This window comes from Gordonia sp. SID5947, from assembly GCF_009862785.1.
Lineage (GTDB): Bacteria > Actinomycetota > Actinomycetes > Mycobacteriales > Mycobacteriaceae > Gordonia.
Genome location: NZ_WWHU01000001.1, coordinates 3,212,221 through 3,236,213, shown reverse-complemented (window position 1 = coordinate 3,236,213; position 23,993 = coordinate 3,212,221). Strand labels below are relative to the sequence as shown.

At 66.8% G+C, this 23,993-nt stretch carries 20 protein-coding genes and 1 pseudogene; 13 read left to right on the top strand and 8 right to left on the bottom strand.

What is annotated here, in order from left to right; translation table 11 throughout:
- The first annotated feature begins 114 nt into the window (after window positions 1-114).
- Window positions 115-1,719 carry a DUF222 domain-containing protein gene (locus GTV32_RS14885; RefSeq protein WP_161060967.1) on the top strand — a complete coding sequence of 535 codons (1,605 nt, stop codon included), beginning with the start codon at window positions 115-117 and terminating at the stop codon, window positions 1,717-1,719.
- Here GTV32_RS14885 and GTV32_RS14880 read toward each other — a convergent pair.
- Entirely contained in the window at window positions 1,684-3,021 is a 1,338-nt protein-coding gene (locus tag GTV32_RS14880; protein WP_161060966.1) for a peptidoglycan recognition protein, read from the bottom strand. The genes GTV32_RS14885 and GTV32_RS14880 overlap by 36 nt on opposite strands.
- 196 nt (window positions 3,022-3,217) lie before the next feature.
- On the opposite strand from GTV32_RS14880, the gene GTV32_RS14875 reads away from it, so the two are divergent.
- On the top strand, window positions 3,218-4,750 hold the full coding sequence (locus GTV32_RS14875) for a SpoIID/LytB domain-containing protein (protein ID WP_237421548.1): 1,533 nt from the start codon (window positions 3,218-3,220) through the stop codon (window positions 4,748-4,750).
- A 7-nt stretch (window positions 4,751-4,757) separates the two neighbouring features.
- On the opposite strand, the gene GTV32_RS14870 is transcribed toward GTV32_RS14875, so the two are convergent.
- From GTV32_RS14870 to GTV32_RS14850, 6 genes are read right to left on the bottom strand one after another with little or no spacing between them, the layout of a single operon-like run.
- Window positions 4,758-5,435: a GAF and ANTAR domain-containing protein gene (locus GTV32_RS14870; protein WP_161060965.1), complete on the bottom strand. Its 678-nt coding sequence runs from the start codon at window positions 5,433-5,435 to the stop codon at window positions 4,758-4,760.
- Between the two features lie 51 nt (window positions 5,436-5,486).
- Complete coding sequence (locus GTV32_RS14865; RefSeq protein ID WP_161060964.1) at window positions 5,487-6,140, bottom strand: class I SAM-dependent methyltransferase; 654 nt, start codon at window positions 6,138-6,140, stop codon at window positions 5,487-5,489.
- Entirely contained in the window at window positions 6,137-6,925 is a 789-nt protein-coding gene (locus GTV32_RS14860; protein ID WP_161060963.1) for a PIG-L deacetylase family protein, read from the bottom strand. The genes GTV32_RS14865 and GTV32_RS14860 overlap by 4 nt, the downstream gene beginning before the upstream one ends.
- Before the next feature lie 16 nt (window positions 6,926-6,941).
- Entirely contained in the window at window positions 6,942-7,643 is a 702-nt protein-coding gene (locus GTV32_RS14855; RefSeq protein WP_343287342.1) for a hypothetical protein, read from the bottom strand.
- A complete protein-coding gene (locus GTV32_RS24080) occupies window positions 7,640-7,981 on the bottom strand; it encodes a hypothetical protein (protein WP_343287341.1) in 342 nt (113 codons plus the stop codon). Before GTV32_RS24080 ends, GTV32_RS14855 begins: the two co-directional genes overlap by 4 nt.
- Window positions 7,978-8,724, bottom strand: coding sequence for a glycosyltransferase (locus tag GTV32_RS14850; RefSeq protein ID WP_202421805.1), 747 nt, complete (start codon window positions 8,722-8,724; stop codon window positions 7,978-7,980). The genes GTV32_RS24080 and GTV32_RS14850 overlap by 4 nt, the downstream gene beginning before the upstream one ends.
- A gap of 171 nt (window positions 8,725-8,895) precedes the next feature.
- Here GTV32_RS14850 and glf point away from each other — a divergent pair, with 171 nt between their 5' ends.
- From glf to GTV32_RS14815, 7 genes are all read left to right on the top strand, one after another.
- Complete coding sequence (glf, locus tag GTV32_RS14845) at window positions 8,896-10,107, top strand: UDP-galactopyranose mutase (RefSeq protein WP_161060962.1); 1,212 nt, start codon at window positions 8,896-8,898, stop codon at window positions 10,105-10,107.
- A gap of 40 nt (window positions 10,108-10,147) precedes the next feature.
- On the top strand, window positions 10,148-12,088 hold the full coding sequence (locus GTV32_RS14840) for a glycosyltransferase (RefSeq protein ID WP_161060961.1): 1,941 nt from the start codon (window positions 10,148-10,150) through the stop codon (window positions 12,086-12,088).
- Window positions 12,069-12,683 (top strand): phosphatase PAP2 family protein, encoded by a 615-nt coding sequence (locus GTV32_RS14835; RefSeq protein ID WP_161060960.1) that lies wholly within the window; start codon window positions 12,069-12,071, stop codon window positions 12,681-12,683. The genes GTV32_RS14840 and GTV32_RS14835 overlap by 20 nt, the downstream gene beginning before the upstream one ends.
- Entirely contained in the window at window positions 12,680-13,600 is a 921-nt protein-coding gene (locus GTV32_RS14830) for a decaprenyl-phosphate phosphoribosyltransferase (protein ID WP_161060959.1), read from the top strand. The genes GTV32_RS14835 and GTV32_RS14830 overlap by 4 nt, the downstream gene beginning before the upstream one ends.
- Window positions 13,587-15,722, top strand: a complete 2,136-nt coding sequence (locus GTV32_RS14825; RefSeq protein ID WP_161060958.1) for a hypothetical protein — start codon at window positions 13,587-13,589, stop codon at window positions 15,720-15,722. The genes GTV32_RS14830 and GTV32_RS14825 overlap by 14 nt, the downstream gene beginning before the upstream one ends.
- A 331-nt stretch (window positions 15,723-16,053) precedes the next feature.
- The gene (locus GTV32_RS14820; protein WP_161060957.1) at window positions 16,054-17,043 is read left to right on the top strand and encodes an alpha/beta hydrolase-fold protein; all 990 of its coding nucleotides are present in this window, start codon (window positions 16,054-16,056) and stop codon (window positions 17,041-17,043) included.
- Between the two features lie 260 nt (window positions 17,044-17,303).
- The gene (locus GTV32_RS14815; protein WP_161062549.1) at window positions 17,304-18,788 is read left to right on the top strand and encodes an alpha/beta hydrolase-fold protein; all 1,485 of its coding nucleotides are present in this window, start codon (window positions 17,304-17,306) and stop codon (window positions 18,786-18,788) included.
- 165 nt (window positions 18,789-18,953) lie between these two features.
- Here the strand turns inward: GTV32_RS14815 and GTV32_RS23485 are convergent, their stop codons facing one another.
- A complete protein-coding gene (locus tag GTV32_RS23485; RefSeq protein ID WP_237421547.1) occupies window positions 18,954-19,151 on the bottom strand; it encodes a hypothetical protein in 198 nt (65 codons plus the stop codon).
- 144 nt (window positions 19,152-19,295) lie between these two features.
- Here GTV32_RS23485 and GTV32_RS23480 point away from each other — a divergent pair, with 144 nt between their 5' ends.
- The 4 genes and pseudogenes from GTV32_RS23480 to fadD32 all read left to right on the top strand — a co-directional run bounded on the left by GTV32_RS23480 (window position 19,296) and on the right by fadD32 (window position 23,885).
- Window positions 19,296-19,580 (top strand): DUF732 domain-containing protein, encoded by a 285-nt coding sequence (locus GTV32_RS23480; protein WP_343287340.1) that lies wholly within the window; start codon window positions 19,296-19,298, stop codon window positions 19,578-19,580.
- 2 nt (window positions 19,581-19,582) lie between these two features.
- A pseudogene (locus GTV32_RS14805) lies at window positions 19,583-20,583 on the top strand (cutinase family protein).
- Window positions 20,584-20,746: 163 nt separating this feature from the next.
- Window positions 20,747-21,733, top strand: a complete 987-nt coding sequence (locus GTV32_RS14800) for an LLM class F420-dependent oxidoreductase (protein WP_161060956.1) — start codon at window positions 20,747-20,749, stop codon at window positions 21,731-21,733.
- 250 nt (window positions 21,734-21,983) lie between these two features.
- Window positions 21,984-23,885: a long-chain-fatty-acid--AMP ligase FadD32 gene (gene fadD32, locus GTV32_RS14795; RefSeq protein ID WP_161060955.1), complete on the top strand. Its 1,902-nt coding sequence runs from the start codon at window positions 21,984-21,986 to the stop codon at window positions 23,883-23,885.
- Window positions 23,886-23,993: the final 108 nt, after the last annotated feature.

The following is a 23,993-nucleotide window of genomic DNA, read 5'->3' as shown; positions in this document are numbered from 1 at the left end:
TCGAAGCGTTGACGTGATGTCGGATCGGTCCTGGTGGGGCTGGTCTTCTTTCAGAGATAAGTGGGACAAGTGGTTCCGCTATGTCCATGAGTCTGTCTCTGAAAGGCGCCGGTCATGTCGGGTCCGGATTGGCGGTTGTCGTCGTGGTGGGGTGAGGCTTCGCCGTGGCCCGATCTGGCGTCGCTGTTCACCGGCCGTGTGCACGCCGACGACATCGGTGAGGTGGAAACCAACGAGTTGCTCGGCTCGATGGCTGCCACACAGCGTGGCCGGGCATATCTCGCCTGGCACGACTACCGGCTGGCCGCCGAACTGCATCACCGTCTCGTCGGCCCGGACGAACGGCCCGAGGACATCCTCGTGGTGGATGGCTTCGCCGACTGCGCCGCACGGATCGCGTTGGCGCTGAGCATCTCCCAGCAGTCCGCCGAACAACAAATCCGTGAGGCGCTGGCCCTGCGGGATCGGTTGCCGCAGGTGTCCGAGCGGTTGCGTGACGGGCAGATATCGCAGGCCCGCGTTGCCTCGATCATCGCCCGAACCGATCTGCTCGAGGGCCGTGAGTGCATGGCCGACGCGGATGCGGAGATCGCCGCCGAACTCGACCTGCACACCGGGGCGTGGTCGGCCGAACGGCTACGCGACATGGTGGATCGCATCGTCTTCCGACATGACCCGGACGCGGTGCGCGAAGCCCGCCGCCGGGCGTTGAACGAGCGGAGGGTGTGGACGGTACCGAAACCGGATGGGGTGGCGCAGATATCGGCGACCATGCCGGCGGAGAATGTACGCATCGCCGCAGCGTCCGTCAGGGCGCTCGCCGCCACCGCGTGCGAGCATGACCGGCGCACCACACAGCAACGTGCCTCCGATGCGATGTTCGCCCTGCTGTCCGGCACGCGGTTCGAATGCAACTGCGGGCGTGCGGACTGCACCGCCACCATCCCAGGGACGGGGGCAGTACCGCCGGTGGACGCCAAGATGGTCATCCACGTGGTCTGCGACGAATCCACGCTCACCGGTGAGGCCGAACATGCGGGATTCGTCGCCGGGCACGGCGTGATCTCCGATGAGCATGTGCGTGGTCTGGCCGCCCGTCGCGATACGGTGGTGAAGCCGTTGGTGCCCAACGGGACTCCGCAGGACCCCGACGGGACGTTCGTGCTGCCGGCACATCTGCCGTCGGATCCGTACCGGCCGTCGACCGCGCTGGACACCTATGTGCGGGTGCGGGACGGTTACTCCATCGTGCCGGGCAACGCGACGTCGGCGTTCGATGCCGATATCGACCACGTCCGCGAGTTCGACCACGCCAACCCGCGGGCGGGCGGGCAGACGGTGCCGGAGAATCTGAATGCCAAGGATCGGTTCTCCCATGTCCTCAAGACCTTTGGGAACTGGCTGGATGAGCAGTTCCGCGACAGACGTGGTCGCTTGCGAACCGAGTTCACCACCCCCGAGGGGTTGGTGATGGCCGGCGATGCCGACAACCTGGAATCCCTGTTTCCCGGGTTACGTCGAATCCGATTCACGGCCTCGCCCGCTCCACCCGACACCGTCAACCACCAGGCGCCGCCCGCGCGTCCCACCCGGTCGGTCACGCGGGTGGCGGCCAAACACGCTCGCAGACAGCAAGAACGAGAACGCAATCGCCGGAGACGGGAGCGCGGGTCACGCGGGGACTCAGGCTGCGGGCGCGGGTGCAGGCGCGGAGGGTGACGGGGGTGCACCGCCCACCATCGACCTGATGGCCGTCAGTGCGCCATAACCGAGTTCACCGGGACAGCTGGTGTTGTTGTAATCGCGGTGCCCGCTGATCGCCGGGAGGCTGGTGACGGCTCCGGCGGGGAACTTGCTGTCGGTGAACGCTTCTGCGGTGAGCTGTGTGGTGCTCGACGGATTCACGCCCGCCTTGCCGAGCCGCCACCGCAGAAACCGCGCGACCGACGAGATCATCGGCGGGGTGGGTGCGACCTGGTCGAGGTTGCCGATCATCGACACCCCGATGCTCGACTTGTTGAAGCCACCCGTGTGCGTGCCCTCGACGTTGCGGTCGAGGCCGCCGAACGCACCTTCGAAGATCTGTCCGTACTTGTCGACGAGCACGTTGTAGCCGATGTCGCACCAGTTGAGAGTGCGTGCGTGGTATGCGTAGATGCCCCGCACGATCTCCGCGGATTGCTCTGGCGTGTAATCGTTGCTGCCGGCCGTGTGATGCACGATGGCGGCACGCGCCGCAGGTGAATAGGCCGGCTGTGAGCACCGGATCGACTCGTCGGCACCCCATTGCGCGCGAGCGACCACCGACGGCCCACCCAACAGCGGGGTCAGCAGCGACGAGCCCAGCGACAGCAGGCTCTCCGGACTGATCAGCGTTGCCGTCATCGCCGACATCGCGGTGGTCAACAGCTTCTCGACCACGGCGCTCGCGGTACCGATGCCCCATTCGACGAGCCCGCCTGAGGGTGACTCGGCGGCCGGTATGGCCAGCCCGTCGTCGGTGACCGCGACCTGCACCTCGCGTGCGTCACCCACCCAGATGGGCTCGGTGCCCATCGGGTGTTCGGGAGTCGGGGCATCGGCGGTCTCGATCGGTTCCAACTTCGTCCAGTCGCCCCAGGTCCCGTCGGTACGTTTGGCGCGCAACAACATCGACGCGTCGACGGCGCGTTCCCAGGTGAAGCCGACCATCTTCAACGGTTTGTCCTGGGTGATGTGTTTGACGACGGCGCCGACGGGTCGGTCGTCGGCGGACGGGTCCGCGCGCCGCGGGTCCGGTTCGGGCAACCGGATTCCGGCTGCGGCCAGGCCTGATTCGGCGATGTCGAGAACCGTCGACGGAACGTCGGCCAGACCGAGCTCGTCGATGGTGGTCGACGGGATCTCGCGATGGCTGTCGGCCGGACGAGGATCCGATCCGGCGACGACGACGGCAAAGGGACTCGCGACGATCGCCGCGGCCACAGAGGCGAGCACGATCGAAGGTCGGGGACGGGATCTGCTGAGACGGGGGCGGCGCATGGTTCGCCATCGTGTCGGCGGGATGGGGCACGGGTCCACGCCGCACGCCGACGGCGTGAAACTCGTGATGCGGTTGTTATCTCCTGGGGTTGATGATTCGCCGGATACTTCACTAGGGTCACAACAGTCACATCAGTAACACGCACTCCGCAGACGTACGAAGCACTCCAAGCCTCACGGAAGGTCTTCCGAGACGTTGGTCAGAGCACGCCCTCGGCACGCCCGGACCCGATCGCTGTCCTTTGCCGCGATCGGGCTGGCGCCTGTGCTGATCGCCGGTGGTCTGCTGGTGGTCAGCGAGGCGAAGAGGTCGTCGGACGACGTCACCCTGACGGCCGGATCGCAGATCACCCTGATCGGGCACGGTCTCGGCCACGGCCGCGGGATGGGGCAGTGGGGTGCGTTCGGCTACGCCCGTAAAGGCTGGTCGGCACAACAGATTTTGCGCCACTATTACGGCGGCACCACCGCGGGGAAGGTGGACAGGCCCGAGATCTCGGTCATCTTGACCGGCAAGAACTCGGTGAATGTGCACGCGGACGCCGGGATGCGAGTCGGTGGCCAAATGGTGGGTCCCGGGCAGGCGGTCAGTCTGTCCGGGAACACCGCCACCATCACCAATGGCTGTGGCGGCGGTCCCGTGCGGACGGTGCAGGCGCCGTTCGTCGAGCCGATCAACATGGGGCCGAGTCGGCCGGGCAATGAATTCCTCAAGATGTGTGGATCGAATCAGGCCTATCGCGGTGCGCTCGGGTTCGACGGAGGGCGGGTCGTCAACCGCCTCCACATCGACGACTATGTCAAAGGCGTGATCCCGAAGGAGAGTTCCCCGGGCTGGGCCGACGCCGGTGGCGCAGAAGCACTCAAGGCGCAGGCGATCGCCGCACGCACCTATGCGCTCGCCGCCATCGCCGGTGGCAAGAGGATCGACGACACCCAGAACTCCCAGGTCTACGGGGCCGTCGCCGGCGAGGACCCGCGCACCAACCGTGCCGCCGACGCGACCGCCGGACAGATCCTCCGTCAGGGCGGCCAGCCCGCGTTCACGGAATTCTCTTCTTCCACAGGTGGTTACACGGCGGGCGGACGATTCCCCGCAGTGCGCGACGACGGCGACGCGGCGTCGCCGAACCGGAACTGGACGGCAACGGTGAACGCCGGCAGTGTGGGCGCCGCATTCGGGGTGGGCGCGCTGCGCAGCCTCGACGTGGTCGAGGCCAACGGCCTCGGACCCGAGAACGGACGCGCGATCAAGGTCCGCGCCGTGGGATCGTCGGGCACCCGAGAAGTCTCTGGCGAAGAGGCGCGCACCATGCTCAAACTCAAGTCGTCCTGGTTTGCCGTGCAGGGACAGGCGGTCAAACCGAAGATCGTCAGACCGCCGACCGGACCTGACGGCCCTGGTGGCGGTCCGATCGACCTCGGCAGCCTCAGCTCACTGCCGGACAAGCTGATCCCGGGCTCGTCGCAGCTGCTCTCCATCGGGACCTCCGCGTTGAACGGCAAGTTCGACGATCTCGGAGGCGTCACCGGCCCACTCGGCCAGGCCATCGGCGTACCGAACCTCACTCCCGACGGCGCAGGCGTCATCCAGCTCTTCCAGCGAGGACTGATGTTGTTCAGCCAGCAGACGGGTGCGCATGCCCTGGTGGGTCAGGGACTCGCGGACTACCTCGTCCGCGGCGGTCAACCCGTGGTCGGGTTCCCGCGATCCGACGTGCTCCGCTAGCGGGGAGTCATGACTCCGGCCCCGAGTCGACGATCCGGGTGGCCACCTCGACGAGCTTGATGTTGCCGTCCTGCGATAGGCGGGCCATCAGGCGGAAGGCCTCGTCGGCATTGATCTTGTAGCGCTCCATGATCATGCCCTTCGCCTGTCCGATGATGTCGCGGGAGCTGAGCGCCGCCCGTAGCTGCTCCTTCTCCCGGACCGCCGAGAAGGCGGTCGCGCAGTGCGCGGCGAACAACTCACCGACCGAGATGGCGTCCTTGTCGAACACATGCGGTGTGGTGCTGATCAGATTGAGCGCACCGAAGTCGCGGCCGTCGACGTAGAGACAGAAGCACGCCATCGATGCGATACCGAGTTCGTGGGCGGAAGCCGCGAACCGCGGCCACCTCTCGTCGTCGGACATGTCGTCGATGACGATCGTCTCGGCGTCGACGGCGGAGCGCACGCACGGCCCTTCGTTGAGCTCACGCTGGAGGGCGTCGGACTTGTCGGCGAGATCGCCCACCGCCACCGGCGTCTCGATCCGGTTGGCGGTGACGAGGGTGACGCTGGCGTAGTCGGTGCCCGGGACCGATCCGACCGCAGTGTTGGAGATACCGCGCAACACAGATTCCGTATCGGAACTCTCTGCGCGGAGCTCGCGGACGATCTCCGCCATCCGGACCGTGTGATCGGAATTCATACCGACTCCTCGACGCCATCCCGGACGGACCGGGTACCGATTCTGACCGGGTCAGCCTACGAGACCGTCGCGCTGAGCGACCGATCCTCGCGCCTGTGGGCTGAACAGGTCGAGGCGAAGATCTGCGTCGCGATACCCGGCACAGTGGACGAGAGTCGAGTCCAGCAGACGATCGTGGACCTCGTCTCCGGACTGCGGATACTCGGCAACCGTGTGTCGCCAGTGTACGACCACCACCTCACCGTCCGCGGTGAGTGAGCCGGGTAGCCGATCGACGATCATGTCCAGCTGCTCGGGTGTGAGGTAGTAGAGGATCTCGCTGAGCACGATCAGGTCGAACTCGCCGGCAGGCCAATCGCCGACGACATTGCCGGTCAGGACCTCCACGTGGCCGCTGTACCGGGCCAGCCGGCGCTTCGCCAGTTCGATCGCCCGCGGACTGAGGTCCATGCAGAGGAGGTGGTCGGCGCACAGCGCGAGTTCGGCGCTGAGCACACCGATCGAACAGCCGGGCTCGAAGACGCGTCGGTACCGTTCCGATGTCAGCGACGCGAGGGTGAGCGCGTACTTTCGGCGTTCGTACCAGCGGTCGGCGAAGCCCCACGGGTCGTCGTCGGCGGCGTACATCTCGTGGAAGTAGTCGTCGGCGAGCGGCCGGGCGGCAGGGGTCGACGCCGACGGTGTCGAAGAGGCATCACCGGTCATGCGATCACGAACTCCCAGGGACGGGTGAGGTGTGCCAGGACGTGCGGCGGAAGGATCGCCGCGTCGGCCGGGTCGGGCGACAGCGGTCTGACCTGGGTGTCGAAGGCGTGGATGGCGGCATGCTTCGCGGCGATGGCGGACGGCTCGAGCCGATGGGCGCGCAGCCGGTCCCACGGCACCGTCGGGTCGCCGGGGGCCGCCCAGTGCCACATCCAGATCGGGTACATCCACAGTGGCAGACCACGACGCCGGGCGACCTCGAGCGCGCAGCGCCCGACCGCGTCGTGATCGGGGTGGCCGTCGTGCGACCACACCGACACCAGGCCGGTGACGAGATCGGGCTCGTCGTCGAGGATGGTGTCGACGATGCCGGTCATCGTGTGCACCTGTTCGGCGAGCCCGCCATCGCGCAGTCCGAACCAGCGTGGCGTCGGGAGGCCGAGCAGCGCGGTCGCGGTCTCCAGTTCGACGTGACGTCGGGTGGCCAGCTGCTGCGGGCTGAGGGTCGGCGAGCCGGGATGTGACCCGCTGCCGTCGGACATACAGACGACCACCACCTCGATACCCGCCGATGCCGCGGCGGACATGATCCCGCCCGCTCCGAGCACCTCGTCGTCGGGATGCGCGCCGAGGACCACCAGGCGTTCCACGTCGAGCACCAGGGACGGCCAGGGTGCCCGCTCCTGCAGCCAGCGTTGCCACTGGTCTTCCGGGGTGCCGTCGGCGCAGACCGGCGTCACCGCCAATCCTTCCGACGCGCCGGAGGCGGGCCCCGCCGAGCTCATCGCAGGATCGCCGAGCTCATCGCAGGATCTCTGTCGGTATCGCGCTGGGAATGACCGTCGAGTTGCCGTCGCTGTTGCCCGGCATCACCGCCAACGGGGGTTGTTCGTCGGAGGCATGCCGCTCCACGGCGAGCCTGCCGAGCTCCACGAGGTCCCGGTCGGCGTGTGACTGCCGGATGTAGACGGTGAGGTCCGCGACGGCCCGCGAATGTTCACGGTCGTGGACGAGAGGTCCTGGCCCCAGTGCGCGATTCACCCGGTCGACGACGGCGGTCGCGATCTGTTCGACGCCCCAGCGCACCTGGTGGGCGGTCAGACGGGCCGCCACCGCGTCCTTGGGAGCGGCATCGACCGTGATCGCCGCCTGCTCGAGCATCGAGCGCCCGCCCGCCAGCATTGCGTCGACCGCGCCCAGGTGCATCAGCGTGAGCTCGTCGTCAGGACGGTCAGCCGCACGCTGGTGGAGAACGCCCGCAACCTTGCGTGCCCCACCGAGCCAGCACGCCGCCACCCCGATGCCGCCGTGCCAGAAACCCGGCCGGGTGAGGTACTGCCCCGGCTCGCCGATCGGGCGCGCGGTTGCGCGGTCGAAGCGGGCGGTCCCGGTCTCGGTGGCCCGCATCCCGGCGGCGGCCCAGCCCCCACGCTCGGCGCGGACGCCCGGCTGCCGCAGGTCGATGGCGAACAACTGGCGCTGCGATCGGTGTTCCGCTGTCACGAGGGCGTGGGTGCAGGCCGCGACGCCCGAGCACCACGGCTTCGCGCCGGACAGCTCCCAGCGGCCGGAACACTGCTCGGCGGTGACCCGCGGCTCGGGTGGTTCGGCCGCCCACACCCCCACAACTCGTCCGGCCCGACGCGTTCACCGGCGATCTCCGCGAGAATCGCGTCGGCATCGAGGTGGGCTTCCACCAGTCGCCCCACCGAGATGTCGCGATGACAGAAGTCGGCGAGGGTCCGGAGCCGGATCGCGGTGTCGCCGTGACCAGGCAACGGGACGTCCAGAGCCCCCTCGTTGACGATGCGGTAGGCCAGTCCGGGAGCGTCGACGATCACGGTGACACCTTTCTCGTGGGTGGATCCGCGTCCGCCTGGCGTCCGAGGATCTCGAGTCGTTGGAGGTAGGAGGAGAACCCGGCGTCGGTGCGGCCGTCGATGCGGGTCGAGGTGGTGACCGGCGACCGTCCGCTCCGGGCGATGCGGGCACCGGCCGCCTCGAGACGCCGGACCAGATCGACGTCCTCGTCACCGGTGCGGGCGACGAAACCGCCGAGTCTCCGGTACCAGTCGGCGCGGACACCGAGGTTGGCGCCGTGCACATGGACGTGGCCCTCTCCGGGCTGGTAGCGGTCGCCGAACATGGTCGCGGTGCGCGCCGACCAGTTGTCCCAGTTCTTCGGGACGATGGTCCCGACGAATGCCTCGGCTCCGCGGCCGGCGGCGCCGAGGTGAGTCGCGAGCCAGTCGGGCGGCACCTCGGAGTCGGCATCGGTCGTCGCGAACCAGGTCCGTTCGGGGCGCGCAAGGCCGAGGTGGCGGTCGAAACCGATCCGGCGTGCGGCGCCCACCGATCGCGCAGAACTGACGACGGTCGTCACGTGGGCGGGAACCAGCCGGGCAGACCCGTCGGTGCAGGCATCGAGCACCACCACCAGCTCGGTCGGGACGGCGACCGCACGCATCGCGTCGTCGAGTGCGGTGATGCACGCCGGCAGCAGGCGTTCCTCGTTGTGCGCCGGGACGACCACCACGATGCGCTCGATCGCGGGTTCATCGACGGACGAAACGGGAGGAACCAACACAAGCAGCCTCTGCACTCAACGGTGGATGTCCAGGCCCGATGGCTGCAGGCCGAATGGTTCGAGGCTACTCGTGTTGGGCGCCCTCGTCACGGCGTCCGACGTCGCGACCACGCGGCGGGGCCGTGTGCACGGCGATTACTCAGGAAGGGTCCGTTACCCTGAACTCCCGTGGCAAGCAATAGTCAGGGCACCCGCGCCGAGGCCCCCTACGATCTGATCATCGTCGGATCCGGCTTCTACGGCCTCACCATCGCAGAGCGGACGGCGACCCAGCTCGACAAGCGGGTCCTGGTCATCGATCGGCGGCATCACATCGGCGGCAACGCCTACTCCGAACCCGAGCCGAACACGGGGATCGAGGTGCACAAGTACGGTGCGCACCTGTTCCACACCTCCAACAAGAGGGTGTGGGATTACGTGAATCAGTTCACCGACTTCACCGGTTACCAGCATCGGGTGTTCGCGATGCACAAGGGCCAGGCCTACCAGTTCCCGATGGGCCTGGGGCTGGTCTCGCAGTTCTTCGGCCGGTACTTCAGTCCGGACGAGGCACGTGCGCTCATCGCCGAGCAGGCCAGCGAGGTCGACACCAAGGATGCGGCCAATTTCGAGGAGAAGGCGATCAGCCTGATCGGTCGCCCCCTCTACGAGGCCTTCATGAAGCACTACACGGCCAAGCAGTGGGAGACCGACCCCAAGAACCTGCCGGCAGGCAACATCACCCGGCTGCCGGTGCGCTACACCTTCGACAATCGCTACTTCAACGACACCTACGAGGGCCTGCCGGTCGACGGCTACACCGCATGGCTGGAGAAGATGGCCGCCGATGACCGCATCGAGGTGCGGCTGAACACCGACTGGTTCGACGTGCGCGACGAGCTACGTGCCGCCAGCCCCGACGCCCCGGTGGTCTACACCGGCCCGCTCGATCGCTACTTCGACTACTCGGCCGGCCGGCTGGGTTGGCGCACACTGGATTTCGAGACCGAGGTGCTCCCGACCGGCGACTTCCAGGGCACCCCGGTGATGAACTACAACGACGCCGACGTGCCGTACACCCGGATTCACGAGTTCCGTCACTTCCACCCGGAGCGGGACACCTACCCGGACGACAAGACCGTGATCATGCGTGAGTACGGCCGATTCGCGAAAGACGACGACGAGCCGTACTACCCGATCAACACCCCGGACGACCGCGCAATGGTGGCGGAGTACCGGGACCTCGCCAAAACCGAGACCGCCGCACGCAAGGTGCTCTTCGGTGGTCGGCTGGGTACCTACCAATACCTGGACATGCACATGGCGATCGCGAGCGCGCTCACCATGTTCGACAACACGCTCGCGCCGCACCTCGCGGAGGGTGCGCCGCTTGCCGAATGACGACCGGCGCTTGCCGACCGACAACGACCGAGGCGGAGACATGACCGTGACCCCCGTGGACCAGACCGACATCCCCGACGCGGGTGCGGGCCCGTCGAAGGCGGCCTCGCTCCTGCAGCGGGTCATCTTCCCGCGCCCCGGTGAGCCGATCGACGTGCGATCGCTGTATCTGGTCGAGTCGGAAGACAATTCGCGTCGGGCGCACGCCCCGAGCCGCACGTCGGTGCTCGTCGGTGGCGAGTCCGAGGTGAGTTTCGAGACCTACTTCAACGCGTTCGCCGCGTCGTACTGGCGGCGGTGGAGCATCCTGGAATCGGTGGTGCTGCGCGTCGAGGTCATCGGCACCTGTCGGGTGGACCTGTACCGCTCCAAGATCGACGGCTCCCGGATCGGCATCGGGGGAGACCTGATCGCCACCGATGAGAACGGCCGTGGCGTCGCGGAATTCGAGCTCGACCTCGGTCCGTTCGAGGATGGCGGGTGGATCTGGTTCGACATCACCACCGACACCGACACCGAGATCGTCGCGGCCGGCTGGTACGCGCCGATCGACAGCCCCACCGGACCGGAGACCCGCCGCGTCACCGTGGGCATCCCCACGTTCAACCGTCCGACCGACGCGGTCAACGCGCTGGCGGCGCTCACATCGGATCCGTTGGTGGACGAGGTGATCGACGCGGTCCTGATGCCCGATCAGGGCACCCGCAAGGTGATCGACGAGCCCGGCTACAGCGAGGCCGCCGACGCACTCGGCGACCGGTTGCACATCTTCGAGCAGCCGAACCTCGGCGGCTCCGGCGGTTACGCCCGCATCATGTACGAAGCGTTGCGGCTCACCGACTCTCCGTACATCCTCTACATGGATGACGACATCATGATCGAGCCCGATTCGATCCTGCGGGCGCTCGCCATGTCCCGATTCGCCAAGACGCCGATGCTCGTCGGCGGACAGATGCTCAACCTGCAGGATCGCAGCCACCTGCACTGCATGGGCGAGGTGATCAACCGCCACAACTTCATGTGGACCGCGGCGCCGTTCGTCGAATACGACCACAATTTTGCGAAACATCCGCTGCGCGACCGGGAGAACTCCAAGAACCTGCATCGTCGGATCGACGTCGACGGCAACGGGTGGTGGATGTGCATGATCCCGCGCGAGTGTGCGGAGTCCATCGGGCTGCCCATGCCGCTGTTCATCAAATGGGACGACTGGGAGTTCGCGCTGCGCGCGGCGCGGGCCGGATATCCCACGGCGACCGTGCCGGGCATCGCGATCTGGCACATGGCCTGGAGTGACAAGGATGATGCCATCGACTGGCAGGCCTATTTCCACCTGCGTAATCGTCTGGTGGTCGCATCGCTGATCCAGGACGGTCCGATCGACGGAATCCTCAAGTCGATGGTCAAGGCCACGTCCAAACATCTTCTGTGCCTGGAGTATTCGACAGTCGCGATCCAGAACGAGGCGATCCGCGACTTCCTTGCCGGTCCCGATCACATCCGGGATCTGCTCCCGACCGCGTTGCCGAAGATCGCGGCGATGCGCAAGCAGTATCCCGACGCGGTGGTGCTGCCGTCGGCGACCGCGCTGCCACGTACGAGCGGTGAGGCGACCCATCTCGGCACCCGGGTGCCCGTGGGCACCGTCGCGAAGATCAAGTCGCTCGCGGCGTCGGTGCTCAACAACGCGCGTCCGGCCGATCCGCGTCATCACGAGGTGCCGCAGGCGAACTATCCGCCGATCGAGGCGCGCTGGTTCAGCCTCGGCCGAGTGGACGGCGTGACGGTGACCACGGCAGACGGCCGCGGCGTGGTCTACCGACAGCGCGACCGTGACAAGATGTTCGCGCTGGCCAAGGAATCTGCCGCGCTCGTACGGGAACTTCGCGAACGATTCCCGGAGATGCGCGAGACCTACCGCGCCAAGCATCAGGAACTGACGAGTCAGGAGAGTTGGGCGCGTGTCTTCGGAATCGACTGATTCACGCCGCGTGGGGGCGGAGGGGGTCATCGGCCCGATAACCGGTGAAGCGGGACTGCTGGTACGTCTGCAGACCGCGATCGCAGACCGGCCCGGGGTGATCCCCGCGGCGCGCGGGCTCTCACATTTCGGTGAGCACTCCCTCGGCTGGCTGACGGTGGCCGGAACCGGCGCGGTCCTGGCGCATCGTCGCGGGGACATGAGCGCGCGGCGACGGTGGATCGAGGCGGGGGTGGGAGCGTTCGGCGCCCACGCCGCATCGGTCGTCATCAAACGTGTCATCCGACGTCCTCGACCCTCGCATCCGGACATCCGGATCGGGGTGTCCACCCCCAGCAAGCTGAGCTTCCCGTCGTCGCATGCCACGTCGACGACCGCCGCGGCGATCCTCATCGGTCGCGCCGCGGGTCTGCCCCCGGCCGCGTTGCCGGTTGCCCTCGTCCCGCCGATGCTGGTGTCGCGGCTGGTCCTGGGTGTGCACTACCCCACCGATGTGCTCGCGGGAGCGACGATCGGTGCCGCGAGCGCGGCCGCCGTGGTGGCGGGTGACAGACTGTTCGCGACATCCAGGAACGAGATGAGCCCGAGGACATGAGCGAAGAGCCGATCGAGCACGAACCGGTGCTGGGACCCCCGAAGAATCTGGCGACCGGTCTGATCAAGGCCGTTCGGCCGCGACAATGGGTCAAGAACGTCCTCGTCCTCGCGGCGCCACTGGCCGCGGGCAGCGTCGGCGACGGCGATGTGCTCGGCCCGGTGGCGATCGCGTTTGTCGCGTTCTGCCTCGCCGCGTCGTGCATCTATCTGGTGAACGACGCCAAGGATGTCGAATCCGATCGCAATCACCCGACGAAACGGTTCCGGCCGATTGCCGCCGGCGTGGTGCCGGTGCCGCTCGCGTACGGCCTCGCCGCGGTGTTGTTCATCGCTTCGCTCGGGATCGCCTTCATCGCCAACTGGCAGACCGCGATGGTCATCGCGATCTATCTCGGCATCCAGTTCGGATATTGCTTCGGGTGGAAGAACCAGCCCGTCATCGACATCTGCATCGTGTCGTCGGGATTCCTGCTGCGCGCGATCGCCGGTGGTGTCGCCGCCGAGATCGAACTCTCGCAGTGGTTCCTGCTCGTGATGGCCTTCGGTTCGCTGTTCATGGCGGCGGGCAAGCGCTATGCGGAACTCCAGCTCGCCGAACGGACCGGCGCCAAGATCCGCAAGGCACTGCAGTACTACACGACCACGTACCTGCGATTCGTCTGGACACTGTCGGCGACAGCAGTCGTCGTGTTCTACGGACTGTGGGCATTCGACAAGAATTCCGGGCACGACACCAACGTCGCCTACGCCATCTCGATGGTCCCGTTCACCATCGCCATCCTGCGCTACGCCGTGGACATCGACGGTGGCCAAGCGGGTGAACCCGAGGAGATCGCGCTCGGGGACCGCGTCCTGCAGTTGCTGGCCGTCGCCTGGTTAGTATGCGTGGGTGTCGCGGTCTATGCAGTCTCCTGAGCACTCGTCCTTCGCCCAGAGTCCCGCCCACGATTCGGATTCGGACGAGTCCGTCACCGACAAATTCGAGACTGCCGACGCATCTCTGACGACGCGCGCGGGTGTGCGCGGTTGGGGTCCACGGCAATGGGTGCCGACGATCAGCTTCGTCATCGGGGCGGCGGTGACGGCCACGTTCTTCGCGATAGGCGCGTGGGAGCGTCGCTGGATCGCCGACGACGGGCTCATCGTCCTGCGCACCCTGCGCAACCTGTTCGCCGGCAACGGTCCCGTCTTCAACGCGGGCGAGCGCGTGGAAGCCAACACGTCGACAGCCTGGACCTACGTGCTGTGGTTCTGGGCCTGGGTCACCGACGGCCGGCTCGAGTACGTGGCCCTGTGGGTGGCACTCGTCCTGTCCGTGGCGGCGATCCCGATCGCGATGTACGGCACCGCGCGTCTGTTCCGGACCCGCCTCGGCGGGCTGGGCGGCGACGGATGGACGCTTCTCCTGCCGTTCGGCGCGATCGTCTACATCGCTCTGCCACCGGCACGCGACTTCGCGACCAGCGGGCTGGAGAACGGACTCTGCATCTTCTGGGTTGCCGTGCTGTGGTGCCAGCTCGTCGCGTGGAGCCGCCGCCAGGGCGGTGGTGTCACGCTGGGCGGCCGAGCCGCCACGATCGCGCTGGCCTTCACCGCGGGGCTGGCACCGCTGGTACGTCCCGAGCTGACAGTGGTGGGCGGTCTCGTCCTGCTGCTGGTGATCCTGGCCCCGTCGTCGTGGAAGATGCGGCTCGGCATGGTGTTCGCGGCCGCCGTCTTGCCGGTGGGCTATCAGATCTTCCGGATGGGCTACTACGCCCTCCTGGTGCCGAACCCGGCAGTGGCGAAAGATGCCAGCGGTTCCAAATGGCATCAGGGCTTCATCTATGTGGGCAACCTCTTCGGTCCCTATGTGCTCGTGTTGCCGGTCGTCCTGGCCGTCGTCGCGGGGATCCTGATCGTCGTCGCGAATCGGATGCGTGTCACCGCCGCCGACGACACCACTGCCGACGACACCACTGCCGACGACACCACTGCCGACGTCACCGCCGCCGACGACGATCCCGCGCATCCGGCAGCCCGGCAGCCGGGGACACGCCTGTCGCGGTGGTCGGCCTCCTTGCAGAGCCCGACCGCTGTGGTGGTCCTGATCCTGGTCGCCGGACTGATCAGTGGGATCTACTGGATCCGGCAGGGTGGCGACTTCATGCACGGCCGGGTTCTGCTCGTGCCGCTCTTCACCCTGATGCTGCCGCTGATGGTGATTCCGGTCACCATCCCGGCCCAAGTGCGTGCGGCCTTCCGTCGTACCCCCGAGACCGCGGCCCGCGCGCGGCGCACGCGCGTCCAGCTCGTCGGCTCGGTCGTGATGGCGGCGATCTGGGTGACCACCCTGGTGTGGGCCGTCGACAGCCACGAGAACGTCCTGCCGAACGCCGGCATCGACATCGGGCGCAGCGGCATCGTCGACGAGCGCCGGTTCTACACGACCAACATGGGCAATCCGAATCCGATCACCGCGCAGGATTACCTCGACTACCCGCGCATGCGTGCGATGGTCGAGTGGATCGACAAATACCACCGTCAGGGCGGCGTGATCCTGCCGTCGTTCAACTACGACGAGTGGTACATCGCCAAGCTGCCCGGCGACATCCCGCCCCAGAAGCGCAAGCTGTCGGTCTACTTCCTCAACCTGGGTATGACGAGCATGAACGCGCCGCTCGACGTCCGTGTCATCGACCAGATGGGCCTGGCATATCCGCTGGCGGCCCACACCGAGCGGCTCGAGGACGGCCGGATCGGCCACGACAAGGTGCTGCCGTCGGAATGGGTGGTCGCCGAGGCACACGCCTTCCCGCGTAAGCCGGTGCTGCCGGGCTATCTCGACGAAGACGTGGTCCGGCAGGCCGAGGTGGCACTGAAGTGTCCGGAGACCAAGGAGCGGTTCGAGTCGTACGAGGGCCCATGGACCTTCGAGCGGTTCAAGAGCAACCTCAAACGATCGTTCACCTTCACCGACTACCGGATCGAGCGTGATCCGGAATACGAGATCGCACGGTGTGGCCTGGAGATGCCGCCGCGCATCCACCCGCGCTGACGCCCGGTTTGCCGTTCAATATCTCGAATCGGTAACGTTCGGCGGGATCTGGTCGATAGACCAGCGTGACCAGGACACCCGTGCGCTGATTCGCCATGGAGGGCCGGCCCTGAAGCTGTGACAGCCATCACAGCGTTTGTCAGGGTCAGGGGTATGCAATAGGCTCCCCAAACGGTGCCGAATGGCCGAATGTCGCCTGATGAATGAGTGATTCACTCGTCGATCGGGCGTTGGTTCGGGGAGGGCCAGCGGCCGGGTGTCGTAGAAGATCCGGTCGGGCCGGGGACAACAGGTCCCTGACCTGACAGGTGACAGAGGGAGAAAACAGTCGATGCGCGAAGGTGCTGCCAAACCGCGAATGGCCGGTCGGACGAATAATCGTTTCGTCGCCGTGTTCGTCGCGATGGCGACAGTGATCGGACTCGCCGGAGTAATCGGGGGAGCGGGCCAGGCGGACGCCCGGATCGGTGGGACGTCGGTCGGACGTGAGCAGTTCTTCGTGAACGGCTGCGGCATGCCGAATGTGAAGGTCCGTGCCTGGAAGCGTCCGGGCAACTACAAGACCGTCATCCTGCTCGACGGCATGCGTGCCCAGTACGACTACAGCGGCTGGGAGATCAACAGCAACGTCCAGGAGATGGTGCGCTCCGGCGTCAACGTCGTCGAGCCCATCGGTGGCCCGGCGAGCTTCTACTCGGACTGGGATGCGCCCAGCAATTTCAACGGCCAGAAGTACACGTACAAGTGGAACTGCGTCATCACCAACACCTTGATCCGCGCCCTCGACGCGCGCGGTTACCGCGTCGGTGCCGGCCGCAAGTACGCCATCGCCGGTCTGTCGATGGGCGGTAACGCGGCGCTCGTGATCGGCGCGCAGAACCGTCGCAACTTCGACCGCGCGGCATCGCTGTCGGGATACAACTTCCTGAACGCGCCGGGCATGCGCAGCGCGCTGCGTCTCGCGATGCTGGACGTCGACCCGAAGCCGTGGAACATCGACAGCATGTGGGGCCCGCCGTGGAGCCCGCGCTGGATCGACAACGACCCGTTCATGAACATCAACCGGATGCACGGCATGAAGATCTTCGTCGGCTCGGGCAACGGCTTGTTCGGTCAGTACAACGCCCTTCCGAACGTCTTCGACGATCTCTTCAAGGGTTCGACGCTCGAGGTGCTGGCGTTCACCCAGGCCAAGGCCTTCGAGGCGGCGGCCGCCCTGCAGGGACTGCCAGTCATGACGTACGACGCCAACGGCACCCACGCGTGGGGCTACTGGCAGGACATGTTGTGGAACGCCAAGAACCGAGGCTTCTTCCGCTGACCGCGGCGGCGGGGTAACCCGCCCGGCAACATTAGTCACACAAATCCCACGCGTAACAGCGTGGCGCACGCAAATCAGAACGCCCTACGTGTAAGAAACACGTAGGGCGTTCTGTTGTCTGTGAGGTTGATGTGACTTCTGGGGAGAAAGTTACCGGCTCACCAGGACGGACGCCGTGATGCTCAGGTGTGCGAAGGAGTCCGAGGGTGAAACGGCGAGTGGTTCGGCGTCACGAGACGCAGCATGATGGGGGGCGCAACATGGTGATCGCCCGGTGGACGTCGGCAGGCGTGGCGAGCGCCGCCGCGGTGGTGCTCATCGCAGGGGCTGTGGTGACCCCCGCGAGCGCCGAACCCGCCGCTCCGCCGGCACCCGCCGCCCCTGCGGCTCCGGCCGCTCCGCCCGCTCCGGCTCAGCCCCGCGGGGCCGCCCCGGCTGCCCCGCCCGCCCCGCGGGCTCAACCGCCCGCCCCGCAGGCGCAGCCGGCCGCACCCGCGCCGATGGCCGCTCAGCCGGTCGGCGAGGTCAAGGTCACCAAGACCTACTGGTACTCCGACCGGCGCGTGGCGCTGTGGGTGCATTCGCCTGCGATGAACACCGACATCCAGGTCCAGCTGCTGTTGGCCCGTGACTGGTGGGCCAAGCCCAAGCAGACCTTTCCGCAGTTGGTGACCCTCGACGGCCTGCGTGCCCAGGAGGATCAGAGCGGTTGGATCATCAACACCGACATCGAGGACTTCTACCGCGACAAGAATGTCAACGTGGTGCTCCCGATCGGTGGCGAGTCCAGTTTCTACACGGACTGGAAAGAGGGCGACAAGGGCAAGCTCTACCGCTGGGAGACCTTCCTGCAGAAGGAACTCCCGCCCGTTCTGGAAGGCCAGTGGCGATCCAGTGACGTGCGCGGCATCCAGGGCCTGTCGATGGGTGGTTCCGCCGCGATGATGCTCGCAGCACGCAATCCGGGCTACTACAAATACGCGGCGTCGTTCTCCGGCATCCTGCAGATGACCTCGTACGGCATGCCGCAGGCGATCCAGTTCGCGCTCCGTGACGGTGGCGGCTACGACTCGATGAAGATGTTCGGACCGCCGAGTGACCCGGCCTGGAAGGAACACGATCCCTACCTGCTCGCCGACAAACTGCGCGGGACGAGTCTCTACGTGTCGTCGGGCAACGGCCTGGTCGGCCCGCACGACAAGCCCTCCGACATCCCGATGCTGGCCACCAACTACTCCGGGGTCGGGCTGGAGATCCTGAGTCGGGTCACCTCCCAGCAGTTCGCCATCAAGCTGAACCAGCTCGGCATCCCCGGACAGGCCGTGTACCGGCCGTCGGGCACGCACACCTGGCCCTACTGGCAGTTCGAGATGGAGCAGTCGTGGCCGCAGGCCTCCGCCGCACTGGGACTGGGCGGCGATCGTCCGGTCTGCAAGGTCGGGTTCCGCAAGGCCTACGACGCCAACCGGAAGTCGCTGGGCGAATGCCTGACCCCCGTCTACGCCGTGCCCGGCGGCAAGGCGCAGGACTTCCGCGGCGGCCGCATCATCAGCGGGCCGAAGGGCCCGAAGGTGGTCGGTGGCGGCATCGGCGGTGCCTACGTCGGCGCCGGGGGTCCCGGTGGCAAGCTCGGCCTGCCGACCAGTGACGAGCTTCCCACCCGTGACGGCAAGGGCCGGTTCAACACCTTCGAGCACGGCAAGATCGTGTGGACCGCCAAGGACGGCGCTCGGGTCACCAAGTGAGGAACTCGCGCCCGGGTCGTGAATCTGAGCGCAGGTGTCACCCGTGCTGAGACTTCGCTGAGGAATCGGCGTGTTTCCGCAGGTCGGGCGGGTCGCTGTGCCGGAAGCCTGCCTCTGAGCGGGTAGCCTTGCGGCAGGCCGATCGCCGGAAGGCGAGGTGCGGCATCAGGTGAGAGTCGGGGCGGTCGGGGTCGATGGATCACCGTCGAAACCACTGCCCGGGCGCGACGAGGAAGTGACGATGACCAGAAAGTTTCTGCAACTCGCGATGGTCGTGGCGGGCGCCGCGCTGACGCTGGGTTCGGTGTCGGCCTGCTCCGACGACTCGACCGCCACCGCGCCGATCACGAGCAATCCGGTCACCACCACGTCCATGTATTCGACACAGCCCAGTTCGGCCTCCCAGAGCGCCGACGACTCTGCGGCCCCGTCGTCGGCATCGGGGACGGTCAGTCGGCCGCAGCCGGATCGGCGCTGCCCGCCACCGCGCCCAACCCGAGTACCGGCGTGCCGCAGAGCTTCCCCGGGCCGGACGGGCAGAAAGTGAACGCAAAGGGCCAGGCCTATCTCGCCGCCCTGAAGACGCAGAAGGTCACGTTCATGGGCGACACCGACAACTCGGTCGCCCTGACGATGGCCGAATATGTCTGCAACGAGCGTCGCAAGGGCACCGATCCGGTCACGGTGAAGGCTTTCGTGACGGCATCGGTCGGACCGGGCACCAAGACCGTGGCAGAGGCCAACTCCAAGGCCGACAAGGTGATCAAAGCCGCTGACGAGCATTACTGCTGACGGTGAACGCACGGAAGGCGAAGCCGCGCGGAAGGCGCCGGCTGCCGAAATTGCTGCTGTTCCTCGGTCTGCTCGCGGTCATCGCGATCATCTTGATCGTGATTCTGGTGATCACTCTTCTCCAGCCGGGGCCCCCGCGACTCCCGACCCCCGGGGCGGACCCTCGACGTCGGAGACCAAGGAGCGTCCCGACGCACAGTCGGCTGATTGTCCCGACGTGTTGAGCCTGGTGATCCCGGGCACGTGGGAATCCGCGCCCGACGACGACCCGTATGACCCCACGGCCAACCCCAGGTCGCTGATGCTGCGTGTCTCGAGCGCGCTCGCCGACGAGTTCCCCTCCTCGCGGACGAGCGTCTACACGGTGCCCTACATCGCGCAGTTCCGGAATCCGACCAATCTGACGGACCGGCAGGCCGACTACAACGTCTCGCGAACCCAGGGCTACAAGCGCGCCGCGGGAAAGATCATCGACACCAACAAGAAGTGCCCGCTGACCCGATACGTGATCATGGGCTTCTCGCAGGGGGCGGTGATCGCCGGCGACCTCGCGAGCAACATCGGCAACGGGCGCGGAGTGCTCGACTCGTCGGATCAGGACCTCGTTCTCGGTGTCGGACTCATCGCCGACGGCCGACGCGAGCCGGGCAAGCAGAACGACATCGGGCCCTCTCCGGACGGCGTCGGCGCCGAGGTCGCACTGTCGGGAATGCGCGGCATCGTCCCGGGCATCACGATGACCGGTCCGCGTACGGGCGGCTTCGGCGATCTCCGTGACCGTGTCCAATCCATTTGTGCGCCGGGGGATCTCATCTGTGACTCGCCGACGGTGACGAACCCCATCGGGGCGGTGAGTCAACTCGCGGGCGCGATCAACAATCCGGTGCACGCGATGTACGCAACGCCTCGGTATTGGTCCGACGACGGCTCCACCGCGACGCAGTGGATGTACGGCTGGGCGAGCGACGTGATCGACGACGCGCCTCGTCCCGCGCACAACTGAGTGGCCCCGACTGGGTCAAAGGTCCCAGATGTGGTCTACGCCGTAAAATGCCGCCGACCTTCACCGATTCGTTTGGTGGTGCCCTCTCGCTCCATTAACGTGTGTTGGCGATCGGGCACCCGCCCCAGACGACCGCGCACACGCGCATGAGGAGATATTTCGAATGAGCGAACCCGGGAACCTTCGAAAGTTCCGGTTCGGCGCCGGCGGCGAAGGCAACAAGGACGAGGGCGGCGCGCGCAAGTTCGTGAAGCTCGCGCAAACGGCCGAAGAGTACGGCTATGACACGTTCGCCATCCCGGACCACCTCGGCAACCAGGTCGGTCCCATCGCAGCGCTCGGCGCGCTGACCCAGGCGACCAGCACCATCCGGCTCGGTACATCCGTGTTGGCCAACGGTTGGCGGCACCCGGCGTTGCTGGCCAAGGAGGCCACCACCATCGACGTGCTGTCGAAGGGGCGGCTGGAACTCGGCATCGGCGCCGGCTGGATGAAGGAAGAGTTCGACAAGGCGGGTATCGAGTTCGAGTCGCCCGGCGTGCGGATCCGTCGCCTCGACGAGGCGCTCACCGTCCTCGACGGTCTGATGCGCGGCGAGACCGTGAACTTCGAGGGCGAGTTCTATCAGATCAACGGGCTGGAGGGCAGCCCGCGACCGCGCCAGGGGCCGCGTCCGCCGATCGCCGTCGGCGGGGGTGGGCCCAAGATGCTGGCACTGGCCGCCAAGCACGCCGACATCATCTCGGTGGCGCCGAGCACCACGCCGGACGGCAAGATGAAGCTCTCGGACATGACGATCGAGAAGACCGCCGAGCGGGTCGACCGGATCCGTGAGGCCGCGGGTGAGCGCTTCGACGACATCGAACTGAACTGGACGATCGCGGTCATCGTCATCACCGACGACCGCGAGGCGACGGCGGAGATGGCCCTGAAAGCCCTCGAGCAGGGCTATCCGCCCAACATCGAGCGCGACACCGAGTTCACCGTCGAGGACGTGCTGCACTCCCCGTATCTGGCCATGGGTACCTTCGAGGAGATCGCGGACCAGATCCGGGAGGTTCGACGACGGACGTCGATGTCCTACGTCGGGGTCTTCCCGACTCAGATGGATGCGTTCGCGCCGGTGATCCAGCTTCTCAAGGGAGAGTAAGATTGCCGACGGCCTGAACGCATATGACCAGGTGAACGGACATCGGGTGCCGGCAAACGGGGGAAATGCCCGGTCTGCGCCGGCACGAAGATCGAGTTGACGATCATGAGCATTTCGAGCAGATAACGAGATTGGACTACCGTGACCGCGGTAGTACACAGGGCGTGGAAGGCGCAGGCGGACGGCATCGCGGGGAGTGCCGAACGACCAGCGGGTGCTGCCTGCCACGTGGGGGCCACAGGAGTAACGGATGTTGAACACAGAATTCGAGCAGTTCCTCGATGAGAACGGCCAGCTGCATTTCACCGAGGACGCCACCCTCGTCGACTATGTCGAGCGCAATGTGCGCGACAAGGCCGACACCCTCGCCTACCGCTTCATCGACTACAGCCGCGAGCGTGACGGTGAGGCGCAGGACCTGACGTGGGCGCAGTTCGGTAAGCGTCTGCGGGCAGTGGCGGCGCGACTGCAGCAGGTCACCAAGCCCGGTGACCGTGTCGCGATCCTGGCGCCCCAGTCGCTCGAGTACGTGATCGGCTTCTTCTCCGCGCTCTACGCGAGCAACGTCGCGGTCCCGCTCTTCTCGCCGGACGAGCCCGGACACACCGATCGTCTGCACGCGGTCCTCGGTGACTGCAAGCCCACCGCGATCCTGACCTCCACGAAATCCGCCGAGGCCGTGCGCGACTTCTTCAAGCCGCTGCCCGCCAAAGAACGCCCCCGCGTCATCGCCGTGGACGCCGTTCCGGACTCGGTCGGGTCGAGCTGGGTGGCCCCGGTCGCCGGCAAGGACCACAACAAGGACACCGTCGCCTACCTGCAGTACACGTCGGGATCCACGCGTGTGCCCGCGGGCGTCGAGATCACCTACCAGGCCGTCGCCGCGAACGTGCTGCAGATCTACGACACGATCGAGATCGACCGCAACGCCCGTGGCGTCACGTGGCTGCCGATGTTCCACGACATGGGTCTGCTCACGGTGATCCTGCCCGCGCTCGGTGGCCGCTACATCACGATCATGAGCCCACAGGCCTTCGTTCGCCGGCCCGGTCGATGGATCAAGGAACTCGCCGCCGCAAGCGACGGCGCGGAGACCTACGCCGCCGCGCCGAACTTCGCCTTCGAGCACGCAGCCGTCCGCGGCCTGCCGAAGGATGGCGAGAGCCTGGACCTGTCCAACGTCATCGGCCTGATCAACGGCTCGGAGCCGGTCACGGTCAGCTCGATGAAGAAGTTCAACGACGCCTTCGAGCCGTACGGGCTGCCCAAGACAGCCATCAAGCCCTGCTACGGGATGGCCGAGGCGACCCTCTTCGTCTCCGCGACTCAGCGCGAGAACGAGGCCAAGATCATCTACGTCGACCGTGAGGAGCTCAATGCGGGGCAGTTCAAGGTCGTCGACCAACACTCACCGAACGCTGTCGCGCAGGTCTCCTGCGGCCAGGTGGCGGTCAGCCAGTGGGCTGCGATCGTGGATTCCGACACAGCGACCGAGCAGCAGGACGGCCACGTCGGCGAGATCTGGCTGAGCGGCCTCAACATCGGAGCCGGTTACTGGAACAAGCCCGAGGAGACCGCGGAGACCTTCCACAACAAGGTCGCCAATCCGCTTGCCGAGGGCAGCCACACCGAGGGCGCCCCCGCGGATGCCATCTGGATGCGTACCGGCGACTATGGCGTCTGGCTCGACGGCGAGCTCTACATCACCGGCCGCGTCAAGGACCTGGTGATTGTCGACGGCCGCAATCACTATCCTCAGGACCTCGAGTACAGCGCACAGGAGTCCAGCACGAGCCTGCGGCCGGGTTTCGTCGCGGCCTTCGCCGTGCCGTCGAATCAGCTCCCCCCGGTGGTGTTCGAGCAGTCCACGAGCGGTCTCAAGTTCGACGCCGACGACGCGTCCGAGCAACTGGTGATCGTCGCCGAGCGTGGGCCCGGCAAGAGGCACGATCCGCAGGAGATCGCCGACACGGTCCGCGCCGCCATCGCGTCGCGCCATGGCGTGATGGCGCGCGACATCTTGCTCGTCCCGGCCGGATCGATCCCGCGGACCTCGAGCGGCAAGATCGCCCGCCGCGCCACCCGCGCGGCCTACATCGACGGCAGTCTCCGTGGCGGCTACAAGCAGACCGCGTTCCCTGACGCCGAGTAGTCACGGCTTGCTGCCCTGAGGCGCGAGTTGTTCGACCGCCACGATCCCTGAGGTGCGAGCTACCTACCGTCCACGATCCCTGAGGTGCGAGCTTGCGAGCCACGAAGG